The 13,173-nt window shown below is 72.6% G+C and carries 16 protein-coding genes; 11 read left to right on the forward strand and 5 right to left on the reverse strand.

What is annotated here, in order from left to right:
- The first annotated feature begins 3 nt into the window (after positions 1-3).
- A complete protein-coding gene (locus tag ACQPYE_RS39580; RefSeq protein ID WP_498718213.1) occupies positions 4-252 on the forward strand; it encodes a hypothetical protein in 249 nt (82 codons plus the stop codon).
- On the opposite strand, the gene ACQPYE_RS39585 is transcribed toward ACQPYE_RS39580, so the two are convergent.
- Positions 249-1,346 (reverse strand): FUSC family protein, encoded by a 1,098-nt coding sequence (locus ACQPYE_RS39585; protein WP_498718214.1) that lies wholly within the window; start codon positions 1,344-1,346, stop codon positions 249-251. The two genes, ACQPYE_RS39580 and ACQPYE_RS39585, sit on opposite strands and share 4 nt — an antisense overlap.
- A 4-nt stretch (positions 1,347-1,350) precedes the next feature.
- Positions 1,351-1,758, reverse strand: coding sequence for a DUF3151 domain-containing protein (locus tag ACQPYE_RS39590; protein WP_498718215.1), 408 nt, complete (start codon positions 1,756-1,758; stop codon positions 1,351-1,353).
- Positions 1,759-2,052: 294 nt separating this feature from the next.
- On the opposite strand from ACQPYE_RS39590, the gene ACQPYE_RS39595 reads away from it, so the two are divergent.
- Positions 2,053-3,168, forward strand: coding sequence for a hypothetical protein (locus tag ACQPYE_RS39595; RefSeq protein ID WP_498723079.1), 1,116 nt, complete (start codon positions 2,053-2,055; stop codon positions 3,166-3,168).
- Positions 3,169-3,253: 85 nt separating this feature from the next.
- Positions 3,254-4,435 (forward strand): serine hydrolase domain-containing protein, encoded by a 1,182-nt coding sequence (locus ACQPYE_RS39600; protein ID WP_498718216.1) that lies wholly within the window; start codon positions 3,254-3,256, stop codon positions 4,433-4,435.
- 63 nt (positions 4,436-4,498) lie between these two features.
- Here ACQPYE_RS39600 and fbaA read toward each other — a convergent pair whose 3' ends face one another.
- Positions 4,499-5,533, reverse strand: a complete 1,035-nt coding sequence (gene fbaA / locus ACQPYE_RS39605) for a class II fructose-bisphosphate aldolase (RefSeq protein WP_498718217.1) — start codon at positions 5,531-5,533, stop codon at positions 4,499-4,501.
- 94 nt (positions 5,534-5,627) lie between these two features.
- Between fbaA and ACQPYE_RS39610 the strand changes: the two genes are divergently transcribed.
- On the forward strand, positions 5,628-5,915 hold the full coding sequence (locus ACQPYE_RS39610; RefSeq protein ID WP_123744985.1) for a DUF427 domain-containing protein: 288 nt from the start codon (positions 5,628-5,630) through the stop codon (positions 5,913-5,915).
- Here the strand turns inward: ACQPYE_RS39610 and ACQPYE_RS39615 are convergent.
- Positions 5,912-6,736, reverse strand: a complete 825-nt coding sequence (locus ACQPYE_RS39615) for a TIGR03620 family F420-dependent LLM class oxidoreductase (RefSeq protein ID WP_498718218.1) — start codon at positions 6,734-6,736, stop codon at positions 5,912-5,914. The two genes, ACQPYE_RS39610 and ACQPYE_RS39615, sit on opposite strands and share 4 nt — an antisense overlap.
- A 109-nt stretch (positions 6,737-6,845) precedes the next feature.
- Between ACQPYE_RS39615 and ACQPYE_RS39620 the strand changes: the two genes are divergently transcribed.
- Positions 6,846-7,778: an aldo/keto reductase gene (locus ACQPYE_RS39620; protein WP_498718219.1), complete on the forward strand. Its 933-nt coding sequence runs from the start codon at positions 6,846-6,848 to the stop codon at positions 7,776-7,778.
- A 72-nt stretch (positions 7,779-7,850) separates the two neighbouring features.
- A complete protein-coding gene (locus ACQPYE_RS39625) occupies positions 7,851-8,714 on the forward strand; it encodes a short-chain dehydrogenase/reductase (RefSeq protein WP_498718221.1) in 864 nt (287 codons plus the stop codon).
- Here ACQPYE_RS39625 and ACQPYE_RS39630 read toward each other — a convergent pair.
- Positions 8,711-8,989 (reverse strand): YciI family protein, encoded by a 279-nt coding sequence (locus ACQPYE_RS39630; protein ID WP_498718222.1) that lies wholly within the window; start codon positions 8,987-8,989, stop codon positions 8,711-8,713. The two genes, ACQPYE_RS39625 and ACQPYE_RS39630, sit on opposite strands and share 4 nt — an antisense overlap.
- A 66-nt stretch (positions 8,990-9,055) precedes the next feature.
- On the opposite strand from ACQPYE_RS39630, the gene ACQPYE_RS39635 reads away from it, so the two are divergent.
- The 5 genes from ACQPYE_RS39635 (at position 9,056) to ACQPYE_RS39655 (ending at position 13,096) form a co-directional block, all read left to right on the forward strand.
- Positions 9,056-9,634: a SigE family RNA polymerase sigma factor gene (locus ACQPYE_RS39635; RefSeq protein WP_498718223.1), complete on the forward strand. Its 579-nt coding sequence runs from the start codon at positions 9,056-9,058 to the stop codon at positions 9,632-9,634.
- A gap of 443 nt (positions 9,635-10,077) precedes the next feature.
- A complete protein-coding gene (locus ACQPYE_RS39640; protein ID WP_498718225.1) occupies positions 10,078-10,977 on the forward strand; it encodes an ROK family protein in 900 nt (299 codons plus the stop codon).
- Positions 10,974-12,158 (forward strand): N-acetylglucosamine-6-phosphate deacetylase, encoded by a 1,185-nt coding sequence (gene nagA / locus ACQPYE_RS39645; RefSeq protein ID WP_498718226.1) that lies wholly within the window; start codon positions 10,974-10,976, stop codon positions 12,156-12,158. Before ACQPYE_RS39640 ends, nagA begins: the two co-directional genes overlap by 4 nt.
- A gap of 4 nt (positions 12,159-12,162) precedes the next feature.
- Positions 12,163-12,348: a hypothetical protein gene (locus tag ACQPYE_RS39650; RefSeq protein ID WP_498718227.1), complete on the forward strand. Its 186-nt coding sequence runs from the start codon at positions 12,163-12,165 to the stop codon at positions 12,346-12,348.
- Between the two features lie 10 nt (positions 12,349-12,358).
- Complete coding sequence (locus ACQPYE_RS39655) at positions 12,359-13,096, forward strand: DedA family protein (protein ID WP_498718228.1); 738 nt, start codon at positions 12,359-12,361, stop codon at positions 13,094-13,096.
- Positions 13,097-13,173: the final 77 nt, after the last annotated feature.

Genomic DNA, 13,173 nt, shown 5'->3' on the forward strand with positions numbered 1-13,173 from the left:
CCGATGGCCGACCTGTCTTCCGCCTTCGTGGCCGGACCCGGCGGCGTCATGACCGACGAAGTCGGCGTGGTGACCGGCGACCTGGAACTGCGCACCACGCTGGACGGCGGTGAGCTGCGCGCGACCGTGCGCTACGAGGGCGCGGAGGAGTGGTACGCCATCACCGGCGCGTCGTGCGAGCTGGCCGACCCGGCCGACCACGAGGCGGTGCACGCCGTCCTGCTCGGCGTGCTGAACCGCCCCGAGGGCTAGGGGTCGTTGCCGCTCTTGCGCGTCAGGGGCGGCAACGACTGCGCGGCCTCCACCCGGGAGAGGCCGGTCGCCTGGAGCAGGTCGACGGCCACCGAGCGCACCTGTGCCAGCACCACCTTCGTGGAGAAGCCCTCGCCGCCCAGGTGCTGCGCCGTGGCGCAGGCCGCCGCGGCGCACACGGCCGCCCGCGCCCGCTTCGGCTCGACACCGCGCTCCAACTCGCCCCGCAGCACGTCCACCGCGTCCGCGTACTGCCGCAGCACGTCGGGCAGCACGTCCGGCATCCGCTCGCCGTCCCGCAGCGCGGCCAACGCCCGCCGGGCCAGCACCCGGGCGTTGCGCAGCGCGTAGTCCACCGGCGTGGCGGCCGTCTCGTACCGGCCGAGCTCGTGCCGCCTGCGCCAGCGGATCGGCGCGATGGTGGCGATCTCGCCGCCGGTCTTCAACGCCGACGCGAACTCGTCCACCGCCTCCTGGCTGCCGCGCAGCCGCGCCAGCACGCTGGCGGCCTGCACGGCGTCGGACTCGGCCACCGCCGTCGCCACGCCCCGCAACGCCTCGGTCAGCTCGCCGAGCACCACCTTCGCCTGCCGGTGCGCGACGGTCAGCGGGTTCGCCGGCAGCAGCGCCGTCACGGCCAGCCCCACCAGGCCGCCGACCAGCGCGTCCACCATCCGGTCCAGCCCGCCGCCGGCGCTGGGCGGCAGCAGCGTGGCGACCAGCACCGCCGACGAGCCGGACTGCAGCGCGATCACCGCGCCACCGTCGAGCAGCACCGCCGTGGACATCGCCAACGCCACGACCAGCGCGATCTGCCACGGCCCCGACCCGATCAACGAGATCAGCACGTCGCCGACGCCGACGCCGACGGACACGCCGACGACCAGCTCCACGACGCGCCGCAGCCGCTGCCCCAGCGACACGCCGAGGCAGACGACGGCGGCGATCGGCGCGAAGAACGGGTGCGCGTGGCCGACCACCTCGGTGGCGACCAGCCAGGACAGCCCGGCGGCGAGCGCGGCCTGGCCGATCGGCAAGGCCGTGCTCCGCCACCGCTTCAGCCTGCGCGCCACCTCGTCGCGCACGGCCCCCACGTGCTCAGCTCAGGCCGAGCGCGGCGGGCGCCGCCGGGTCGCTGTCGCCGAGGAACTTGCGGCAGCGCTCGTACTCCTCGGTCTCCCCGATCTCGTCGGCGGCCCGCGCCAGCGCCGCCAGCGCGCGCAGGAAGCCCTGGTTGCCGCGGTGCGACCAGGGCACCGGGCCGTGGCCCTTCCACCCCGAGCGGCGGAGCTGGTCGAGACCGCGGTGGTAGCCGGTGCGCGCGAACGCGTAGCCGGCGACGGGGTCGCCGGTCTGCAACGCCCGCTCCGCGAGCAGCGCCCACGCCTCGCTGAAGTCGGGGTAGGCGCGGACGATCTTGGCCGGGTCGGTGCCGGCCTCGGCGGCGGCCTGCGCCTCCGGGCGGTCCGGCAGCAACGTGGGTTCGGGACCGAGCAGGTTGTCCATGCCCTCAGCTTAGGAATACCCGGGCCACCGCAGCGACCAGTGTCAGCACCAGCGCGGTGACGATGACGCCGGCGACGACCTTCTTGCCCATGAAAGCGCTCCTCGGTTCTCAGTGAACTCTCAGGACCGCACCTTTCCCGTTGCGGCTATTCGGAGCAACGAACATCACCTGTTAGCATGAGTCGACTCGGAATACGCTGGTCATGGTCATCCCCTAAGGGATGTTCCGGGAAAATTCCAGGGCGGGGCACCCTTCCAGCCACCCCAGCCGGGACGCATCATGGGCGGGTGAACATGGGGGTAACCAATCGCGTCGCGCGCTTCCGCGACCAGTACTGGGAGCGCGGCGAGCCGGGGCGTGAGACGCCACCGGCGCTCGTCGCCGCGCTCTACAAGCTCTGGCTCGTCGGTCTGCTGCTCAAGCTGATCGGCTCCTCGTGGGACGTGGCCTGGCACTTCAAGTGGCTGCGCGACGAACTGGCGCCACCGCACATGATCAACACCTTGGGCACGGTGATCGTGGTCGGGTTGACGCTGTTCCACACCTACACCGGCTACGGCGCGGACAAGACCGCGCTGCGGCTGATGCAGTGGGGCACCGGCGTCTTCCTGGTCGCGCTGCCCATCGACCTGATCAACCACCGGATCAACGGCCTCGACATCACGTCGTGGAGCGGGTCGCACGCCCTGCTGTACCTGGGCACCGCGATCATGATGGCGGGCGCGCTCCGCGGCTGGATCGCGCTCTTCCCGGCCGGCGGCCGGTGGCGGGTGCTCGGGCTGACCGGGCTGTGGCTGCTGTTCCTGGAGAACATGTGGTTCCCGAACCAGCACCAGGAGTACGGCGTGCTGGAGATCGCCTCGTGGGACCGCGGCGACCCGTACGCCGAACCGAGCCTGCTCCAGTTCGCCGCCGACCAGATCGGCCGGCCCGTGGACCGCGAGTCGATCGTCCAGTTCTCGCTGCCCATCCCGGACTGGGTCTACCCGGTGTGGGGCCTGGTCGCGGCGGCGCTCGTGCTGGTCATCGCCCGGCGCACGATCGGCGTGCCGTGGGCCGCGACGGCGGTGGCGGGCGGCTACGTCGCCTACCGCCTGCTGATCTGGCCGCTGCTCGGCGTCGCCGACTTCCCGCTGTCGACCGTGCCGGTGTTCCTGCTGCTCATCGGCCTGGCCGTGGACGCGGCGCACCTGGGCAGGCTGCCCGCGCCGCTGGCCGCGGTCCTCGGCTCCGCGGCCGTCACGGGCCTGGGCTACGGCGGGATCTGGGTGCTCCAGGCGCTGGACGCCGCGCCGCCGATCCTCTACCCGTCCGCGGCGGCGACGTTCGTCGCGCTGACCGCGCTCTGGCTCCTCGCCGACCGGGTGAAGGTGGGGCAGACCCCCGGACGACCGCTGGTGGTCGCCTGATTCCGAACGCCTCCGTTCCCCCCGAGGATCGACCGGGCACGACCCGGACACCGGGTACGACCCGAAATCCTTGGGGGGAACTCTCATGCGCCGACTTCTCCGCGCCGCCGTGGCCGGGGCGCTGGTCCTGTCCCTGACCGCGACCACCGCGGGCCTCGCGACCGCCACCGCGCCGAACCGGCTGACCAGCGCGGTCGACCAGGCCCTGGCGGCGGGTGTCCCCGGTGTCGTCGTCCGGGTGGACGACGGGCGCGGCCGGCCGGTGGAGGTCGTCCGGCAGGCCCGCTGGACCCTCGCGGACCACCGGCTCCGGTCCGACGACGGGTTCAAGATGGCGTCCAACACCAAGACGGTGTCCGCGACCCTGGTCCTGCAACTCGTCGCCGAACGGCGGATCGGCCTGGACGACCCGGTCGAGCGGTGGCTGCCGGGCGTGGTGCCGAACGGCTCGGCGATCACGCTGAGGATGCTGCTCAACCAGACCAGCGGCCTGTTCGACTACCTGGAGGACCTGCGCCTGCAAGGCCTGCTCACGGGGCAGCGGCCGAGGGCCTGGACGCCCGCCGAACTGGTCGCCGTGGCCGTGTCGCACCCGCCGCTGTTCGCGCCCGGCGAGCGGTGGGACTACAGCAACACCAACTACACGCTGGTCGGCATGGTGCTGGAGGCCGCGACCGGCCGGCCGTACGCCGAGCTGGTCGAGCGGCGGATCCTCCGGCCGCTCGGGATGGACGACACCTACTTGGCCGACGGGATCGGGTTGCGCGGCCGGCACGCCCACGGGTACGAGCCCGACGTGGCGCACCTCGGCCCGCTGCTCCCGCCCGGCATGCCCGTCGGCGACGGCTTCGCCGGCCCGCGGCACCACGAGCACGTCAACGTGACCGGGATGGACCTCAGCCCCGCCTGGGCCGCGGGCGGCCTGGTGTCCACGGCGGAGGACTGGCGCCGCTTCCTCACCGCCCTCATGTCCGGCCGGCTGGTCCCCCGGCACCTGCTCGCGGAGATGCGCGACGCGGTGCCCCAGGGCGGCGCCGGCGCGAACGGCTACGGCCTGGGCCTCATGGAGGTCAAGACGTCCTGCGGGACGGTCTGGGGCCACTCGGGCGGCTTCCCGGGCTACCGCAGCCACAACTACGCCGACGTCACCGGCGACCGCACCGTCACCGTGCTGATGACGACCACCTTCGCCCTCGCCGCACCGGACGCGGCGGCGGCGCAGGCGGAGCTGGTGGACGCCGCCGTCTGCCGCGTGAACCGCGAGTAGTCCGCACACGCGGAACGGCCCCCTCCCGGAACCGGGAGGGGGCCGTTCGCCGTGCGGGACGTCTCAGCCGGCGATCATGCGGCCGGAGGACTTCAGGTGCTCGCACGCCTGGGCGATGCGGGCGGCCATGCCCTGCTCGGCGGCCTTGAGGTAGGACCGCGGGTCGTAGGCCTTCTTGTTGCCGACCTCCCCGTCCACCTTGAGCACGCCGTCGTAGTTGGCGAACATGTGGCCGACGATCGGCCGGGTGAACGCGTACTGCGTGTCCGTGTCGATGTTCATCTTGATCACGCCGTACGTCAGCGCCTCGTGGATCTCCTCCAGCAGCGAGCCGGAGCCGCCGTGGAAGACCAGGTCGAACGGCTTGGAGCCGGCCGGCAGGCCCAGCTTCTCGGCCACCACGTCCTGGCCCTGCTTGAGGATCTCCGGGCGCAGCTTCACGTTGCCCGGCTTGTACACGCCGTGCACGTTGCCGAACGTCGCCGCGACCAGGTAGCGGCCCTTCTCACCGGCGCCGAGGGAGTCCACCGTCTTCAGGTAGTCCTCAGGGGTGGTGTAGAGCTTCTCGTTGATCTCGGCGACGACGCCGTCCTCCTCGCCGCCGACGACGCCCACCTCGATCTCGAGGATGATCTTCGCCTTGGCGGTGAGGTCGAGCAGCTCGGAGGCGATCTTCAGGTTCTCGTCGAGCGGCACGGCCGAGCCGTCCCACATGTGCGACTGGAACAGCGGGTTGAGCCCGCGGTCCACCCGCTCCTGGCTGATCGCGACGAGCGGCCGCACGTAGCCGTCGAGCTTGTCCTTCGGGCAGTGGTCGGTGTGCAGCGCGATGTTCACCGGGTACTTCTCGGCGACCACGTGCGCGAACTCCGCCAGCGCAACCGCGCCGGTCACCATGTCCTTGACCTTGGTGCCCGAGGCGAACTCGGCACCACCGGTCGAGACCTGGATGATCCCGTCGCTCTCGGCTTCCGCGAAACCTCGCAGGGCCGCGTTGAGGGTCTCGGACGAGGTGACGTTGATCGCGGGGTAGGCGAACTCGTTCGCCTTCGCGCGGTCGAGCATCTCGGCGTAGACCTCGGGGGTTGCGATGGGCATCTGTGGGTCCTCCTCGGGTGCCCGGAACGCGGTGTCGGCAGCATCCTACGGGCACGGGCCGGCAAGCGAAGATGATCAACGGCATAGTGGTGTCATGGCGATCGCACGGTGGAACGGCGAGATCATCGCCGAGAGTGACAAGACCGAGATGGTGGAGGGGAACCACTACTTCCCCCTGGAGTCGGTGCACGCCCAGTACCTCAGGCCGTCGGACACCACGTCGGTCTGTCCCTGGAAGGGCACCGCGAGCTACTACACGCTGCACGTGAAGGGCCAGGACAACGCCGACGCGGCGTGGTTCTACCCGACGCCCAGCGAGGCCGCGGCGAACATCAAGGACCACGTCGCGTTCTGGAAGGGCGTGGAGGTCTCCGAGAACTAGTCCTCCAGCGCGGCGGCGACGTCGCGCAACGCCTGCTGGGCGTCGGGGGCGCCGACCACCTGGACCGCCACGTGGTCGGCGCCCGCGTCGTGGTGCTCGCGCAGGCGCCGCGCGACCCGTTCGACCGGGCCCCACGCGACCAGGGCGTCCACCAGCCGGTCGCTGCCGCCGCCGGCGAGGTCGTCCTCGGTGAAGCCGTGCCGCAGCCAGTTCCGGACGTGGTTCGGCCTGCCCAGGTACTCGGCCAACGCCTCCCGCCCCAGGTCACGGGCCCGTGCGGGATCTGCTTCGAGCACCACGTGCTGCTCGGGGGCGAGCAGCACGCCCTCGCCGACGGTCTCGCGCGCTCTCGCCGTGTAGTCGGGCGTCACCAGGTAGGGGTGCGCGACGCTCGTCCGGGCGGCGGCGAGCCGGAGCAGTCGCGGGCCCAGCGCGGCCAGCGCCAGTCGGTCGCGCGGCACGTCCAGCTCGTCCAGGTAGTGGATCAGCTTCTGGTAGGGGCTGTGATGCACCTCACCCACGAGGTCGCCGTGCCCGGCGCCGATGCCGACCAGGAACCGGTCGGTCCACGCCAGCGCCCGGTAGCCGTCGTTGACCTCGCCGGCCGGTGTCGTCCAGACGTTCATCACGGCGGTCGCCACGGTGATCTTCTCGGTGGCCTCCAGGAGCTCGGAGACCGTGGTCATGACGCTGCCGTCGGGCGACCCGCCCAGCCAGAGCGCGCCGAACCCGAGCCCCTCCAGCTCCGCGGCGTCCTCGCCGCGGCCCACCCAGCGCGCGGCCCGGTCCCACACGCCGTACCTGCCCAACTCGACCGTCATTTCGTCTCCCCGCGAACTAGGTTCTGACGACTGCCAACCGCGCCGCGCCACCATTTAGTCCTGGCTTCGCCGTTCGGCGCGATCGGACCAGCGCGTTTAGGTTCGCGACATGACGAAACTCGGAACCAGCGACCTCGACGTGTCGCGCCTGTGCCTGGGTGGCAACGTGTTCGGCTGGACCGCCGACGAGGACGCCTCGTTCGCCGTGCTGGACGCCTTCGCGCGGGCCGGCGGCAACTTCGTGGACACCGCCGACTCGTACTCGGCGTGGGCCGAGGGCCACGTCGGCGGCGAGTCGGAGACGATCATCGGCAGGTGGCTGCGCAGCCGCGGCAACCGGGACTCGGTCGTCGTCGCGACCAAGGTCGGCATGCTCCCCGGCCTGGACGACCTCAAGGCCGGCACGATCGAGCGCGCCGCCGAGGACTCCCTGCGCCGCCTCGGCGTGGACCACATCGACCTGTACTACGCGCACAAGGACGACCTCGACACGCCGCAGGAGGAGACGCTGGCGGCGTTCGACCGGCTGGTCCGCGCGGGCAAGGTCCGGCACGTCGCCGCGTCCAACTACACCGCCGAGCGGCTCACGTCGGCGCTCGCCGTGTCCGAGCGCGAGGGCTTCGCCCGGTTCGTCGCGCTCCAGCAGGCGTACAACCTCGTGGACCGCTCCTACGAGGGCGAGCTGTCCCGCGCGGTGGCCGACCACGGGCTCGCGTCCGCGCCGTACTGGGGGCTGGCGAAGGGCTTCCTGACCGGCAAGTACCGGCCGGGCGTCGAGGTGGAGAGCGCGCGGGCCGCCGCCGCGTCGAAGTACCTGGACGAGCGCGGCCTGCGGGTCCTCGCGGCGCTGGACGAGATCGCGGCCGGTCACGGCACCACCCAGGCGGCGGTCGCCCTGACGTGGCTGGCGGAGCAGCCGACGGTCGCCGCGCCCATCGCGTCCGCCCGCACCGCCGACCAGCTCGCCGCCCTGCTCCCGGCCCTGGAACTGGAGCTGGCGGCGGACGAGGTGGCGGCCCTGACCGCGGCCAGTTCCGTTTAACTCCCCAGTAGCTTACTGGCGGTAAGTTGCGTTACGGTGGCCTCCCTGGCTGGACGGGCTGAGGAGGTCACCGTGGACGTTGCGGGCAAGGTTGTCCTGATCACTGGCGCGGCGAGGGGCATCGGCGCGGAGGTGGCGCGGCGGTTGGCCGCGAAGGGCGCGAAGCTCGCCCTGGTCGGGCTGGAGGGCGACCAGCTGCGGCAGGTGGCCGAGGAGTGCGGCGGCCGGGCGTGGGAGGCCGACGTCACCGACCGGGCGGCGCTGGAGGCCGCGGTGACCGGCGTGGTCGACCACTACGGCGGCATCGACGTGGTCGTCGCCAACGCGGGCGTCGCCGCCACCGGTTTCATCCGGTCGATGGACCCCGCGGCCTTCGAACGGGTCATCGAGGTCAACCTGCTCGGGGTGTGGCGCACGGTCCGGACGTGCCTGCCGCACCTCGTCGCGAGCCGCGGCTACTGCCTCGTCGTGTCGTCGCTGGCGGCGATCGTGCACATCCCGGGCAACGGGGCCTACTCCGCCGCCAAGGCGGGCTGCGAGGCGTTCGCGGACAGCCTGCGCGCCGAGGTGCGGCACCTGGGCGTGGACGTCGGGGTGGCGTACTTCTCGTGGATCGCCACGGACATGGTCGACAGCGCCGACCAGCACCCCGTGTTCGGCCCGATGCGCAGCGGGATGCCGGGCTTGGCGGGCAAGAAGTACCCGGTGTCGGACGTGGGCAAGGCCGTGGTGCGGGCGATCACCCGGCGGTCCAGGGCCGTGCACGTGCCGGGCTGGGTCGGCGGCCTGAAGCTCTTCCGCGCGTTCACCCCGCGGGTGGTCGACCGGCAGGCGCGGAAGTCGGTGCCCGCCGCCGACCGCGAGATGGCGGCGAACGACCTGTCCGGCCTGGTCGGACCGGGTGGCTCGGCCGCCGCCTCGGCGAAGAAGGGCTAGAGCCAGACGCCCATCAACGCCTGCCACTCGTGCACGCGCGTCTCCTTGACGACGCCGGCGGGCGTGTACGGGTCGGCGGCGAGGACGTCGCGCAGCTCCGCCTCGTCGGCGACCTCGTAGACCAGCAGGGCGCCGGACTGGTCGGCGTAGGGGCCCGACACGAGCAGCACACCCCGTTCGACCAGCGTCGCCAGGTAGTCGCGGTGCGCGGGCCGGACCGCCAGCCGCTCGTCCTGGTTGTCGCCGAACACCAACTCGACCGCGAACCGAGCCATCGAATGCCCACCTCCGTTGTGCAGCGCCGCACCGAAGCTACCCCGTGAGGAGGTAACGTCTTTTCCGTGGTCGGTCCCGATCGGAACAGCGGCGGCATCGCGCGTGTGCAGGACACGCTGACGAACCTGCGGATCCAGGACGGCGCGGCACCGCCCCCGACCGGCCCGCTGACGCTGGAGGACCTGTACCGCCAGCACCGGATGCGGCTGGTCCGGCTGGCGCTGCTGCTGGTCGACGAGCCCGCCACGGCGGAGGACGTGGTCCAGGAGGCGTTCACCGGCCTGTACCGGAACTGGAAGAACCTGCGGGACGCGCAGGCCGCCGTCGGCTACCTGCGCACGGCGGTCGTCAACGGCTCGCGCAGCGTGCTCCGCCGCCGCAAGACCGCCCGCGACTACACCCCGCCGCACGTGGCGAACGCGCGTTCGGCGGAGAGCCTCGCCATGCTCACGGCCGAGCACCAGGCGGTCGTGCGGGCGCTGTCCCAGCTGCCGCCGAGGCAGCGCGAGGTGCTCGTGCTGCGCTACTACGGCGACCTCTCGGAAGCCGAGATCGCCGAGGCCACCGGCATCAGCAAGGGCACCGTGAAGAGCACGGCGAGCCGCGCGCTGGACGCCCTGCAGAAGATCATGGCCGGCAACTAGCCACCGGCCCGCACGGCGCCGCCGCCCCGCCCGCACCACGGCTCCGGCCGGGCACCGCGTTCCAGCCCCGTCACTGCCGCGACCTGCCGGCGCACCCACGGCATCGGATCATCAAGCGGGCGGCAGGCGACGCCGGGACCTCGAGCGGGTGGCAGGCGACGACGCCGGGACCTCGAGCGGCCGGACCACCCCGGCGGACGATCGTGGTCAGCGCCCTGGCCACCGCCCTCCAGGACTCGCTCCGCAGGGGTCCCCGCCCAGGGGATCCCTGTTCTTGATCCTGCCACCGCGCACCGACGAAACCGCCCCGCCGACCGCGGCCTGTGGACAACTCGCGCCCGGCCCCCGGCTGGGGCTCCGGCACGTGCGCGGCCGTACCCGAGTCGGCCAATCGGACACTTGGTATAGACCAATGGCGGTCGGATGGCGCAGTATCGGTCCTCGTGGCGCGCACAAGGCACGTGATAGCCGTCGACGTCGGCGGGACCGGGACGAAGGCTGCCCTGGTCAGCGGCGGTCCCGGCGGGGTGGTGGCGGTGCGGCGGCAGCGGCGCGCGACCAGGCACGGCGGTGACGCCGTGGTCGAGGACGTGGCCCTGCTGGTCGACGAACTGCGCGCCGAGCACCCGGTCGACGCGGTCGGCGTGGTCGTGCCGGGCATCGTGGACGAGGCGACCGGCACCGGCGTCTACTCGGCCAACCTCGACTGGGCGGACTACCCGTTCCGCGACCGGATCGAGGCGGCGACCGGGCTGCGCACCGCGTTCGGCCACGACGTGCGGGCCGGTGGCCTGGCCGAGCTGCGCCAGGGCAACGCCCGCGACCTGACCGACGCGGTGATCATGCCGATCGGCACGGGCATCGCCGCCGCCCTCGTCCTGGACGGCCGGATCTCCACCGCGCCGGGCGAGGTCGGGCACGTGGACGTCGGCCACGGCGACCCGTGCGGCTGCGGCCAGACGGGTTGCGTCGAGGCGCGGGCGAGCAGCGCCGCGATCGCCCGCCGCTACACCGAACGCACGAACCGCCACGTCAGCGGCGCGGCGGACGTGGCGAGGCTGCTCACGGAGGGCGACGACGACGCGGCGGTGGTGTGGCGCGAGGCCGTCGACGCGCTCGCGAAGGGCATCCTGCTGGTAGCCGCGCTGCTGGGTCCGCGAGCCGTGGTGCTCGGCGGCGGCCTGGCGCTGGCGGGTCCGAAGCTGACGGATCCGCTGGGCGGACGACTGGACGAGCTGATCACGTTCCAGCGACGCCCGGAACTGCGGTTGGCCGCGTTGGGCGACGAGGCCGGGTGCCTCGGGGCCGCGCTGCTGGCCATCGACATGCTGGAGGACAGATGAGCACGTGGGGTGGACCCGTGGACGTGACCCTGACCGGTGGTCGGGTCGTCACGCCCGACGGGGTGCTCGAACAGGGGTGGGTGGCGGTGCGGGACGGCCTGATCGCGGCCGTCGGCGAGGGGGCGCCACCGGACGGCCCGACCGCGGACGTGAACGGCGGCTGGCTGGTGCCGGGCTTCGTCGACATCCACTGCCACGGTGGCGGCGGTGAGGCGTTCACCAGCGCCGACCCGGCCCGGGTGAGCAAGGCGGCGAACGCGCACCGCAGGCACGGCACCACCACGCTGCTGGCGAGCCTGGTGTCCAGGCCGATCCCGGAGCTGGCCGACCAGGTCAAGGCGCTGACCGAGCTGGTGCGGGACAACGTGCTCGCGGGCATCCACCTGGAGGGCCCGTTCCTGTCCGCCGCGCGCTGCGGCGCGCACGACCCGGCGATCCTCCGCCCGCCGGACCGCGCCTCGATCGACGAGCTGCTCGACGCGGGCGGCGGCGCGGTCCGCATGATCACCGTCGCGCCCGAGCTGGAGCACGGCGTGGACGCGGTGCGCCACCTCGTCGCCAACGACGTCCTGGCCGCGATCGGCCACACCGACGCCACCGAGGCGCAGATCCGGCCGGCCGTCGAGGCGGGCGCGACCGTCGCCACCCACCTGTTCAACGGGATGCGCCCGCTGCACCACCGCGAGCCGGGCCCGATCGGCGCGCTGCTGGACGACGAGCGCGTCACCGTCGAGCTGATCTGCGACCTGGTGCACCTGCACCCCACGGCGGTGCGCCTCGCCGCGCGGCACGCGGGCGTGGGCCGGACCGTGCTGGTGACCGACGCCATCGCGGCGGCGGGCGTGGGCGACGGCGTCTACGACGTGGGCGGCCTGGAGGTGCGGGTGGTGGACGGCGTGCCGACGCTGGCCGGTGGCGCGTCCCTCGCGGGCAGCACGCTGACCATGGACGCCGCGTTCCGCAACGCGGTGCAGTCGTGCGGCCTGACCATCGAGGAGGCCGTGCACGCCACCTCGACGCGTCCCGCGCGGCTGCTCGGGCTCCAGGGCCGCACGGGTGAGCTGCGGGCCGGTCTCGCGGCCGACGTCGTGGTGCTGGACACCGAGCTGAAGCCGCGCGAGGTGATGAGCCGGGGGGCGTGGGTAGCCTCTGCGGGAGCAGGTAGTCAGACGAAGGACTGAGCCGGTGCCCGAAGACCACGAGAAGCTGGTGGCCGACGCTTTGCGCGCACAGGCCACCAGCTCCGGCGCGCACCTCCACCTGCCCGTGCGGCGGACCCGCCCGGCGTTGGGCGCGGGGTGGGTGCTGCTGCTGGCGGTGCTGCTCGGGCTGGCCGCGGGCACGGTCGTGGCGGTCATGACGCTCGGGTAGTGCCTGTACCGTGGGCGCCGTGACTGTCGCGCTCACCTCCACGGTTGCCCTCGGTCCGGACTGGCTCGACCCGGCGATCCTGCTCAAGGGGCTCGGGCCGTACATGCTGGTCGGCCTGTGCTTCATCATCTTCGCGGAGTGCGGCCTGCTGGTGGGCTTCTTCCTCCCCGGCGACTCGCTGCTGTTCACCGCGGGCCTGTTCGTGGCGTCGGGGGTGTTGGAGTACCCGCTGTGGCTGGTGTGCCTGCTTCTGACGGTGTGCGCGCTCGCGGGCAACGTGGTCGGCTACTGGATCGGCCACCGGGCCGGACCGGCGCTGTTCGCCAAGCCCGAGTCGAAGATCTTCAAGAAGGAGTACGTCGACAAGACGCACGAGTTCTTCGACAAGTACGGCGCCCGCGCGATCGTGATGGCCCGGTTCGTGCCGATCGTGCGCACGTTCATCACCGCCATGGCGGGCGTCGGCCGGATGGACCCGCGCAAGTACTTCACGTACTCCCTGATCGGCGGCGTCGCGTGGGCCGCGGGCCTGACGGTGCTCGGCTACTTCCTCGGCCAGATCCAGTTCGTGCGCGACAACCTCGAGATGATGCTGATCCTGATCGTGCTGCTCTCGGTGGTGCCGATCATCATCGAGGTCGTCAAGGCGCGGCGCGAGAAGAAGTCCCTGATCGCGCAGGAGGCGGACGACATCACCCAGGTCATCGACCGGGTGGACGACACGCAGCGCATCAGGCCCGTCGACTGAGCACCGCCCCGTGCGGTCGCGTCGGTCGTCTCCCAGGCGACCGCGCCGCCGTCTGCGGAGCAGCGGCCATCACACAC

The organism is Actinosynnema sp. CA-299493, assembly GCF_050946825.1.
In the GTDB taxonomy this organism is placed as follows: Bacteria; Actinomycetota; Actinomycetes; order Mycobacteriales; family Pseudonocardiaceae; genus Actinosynnema.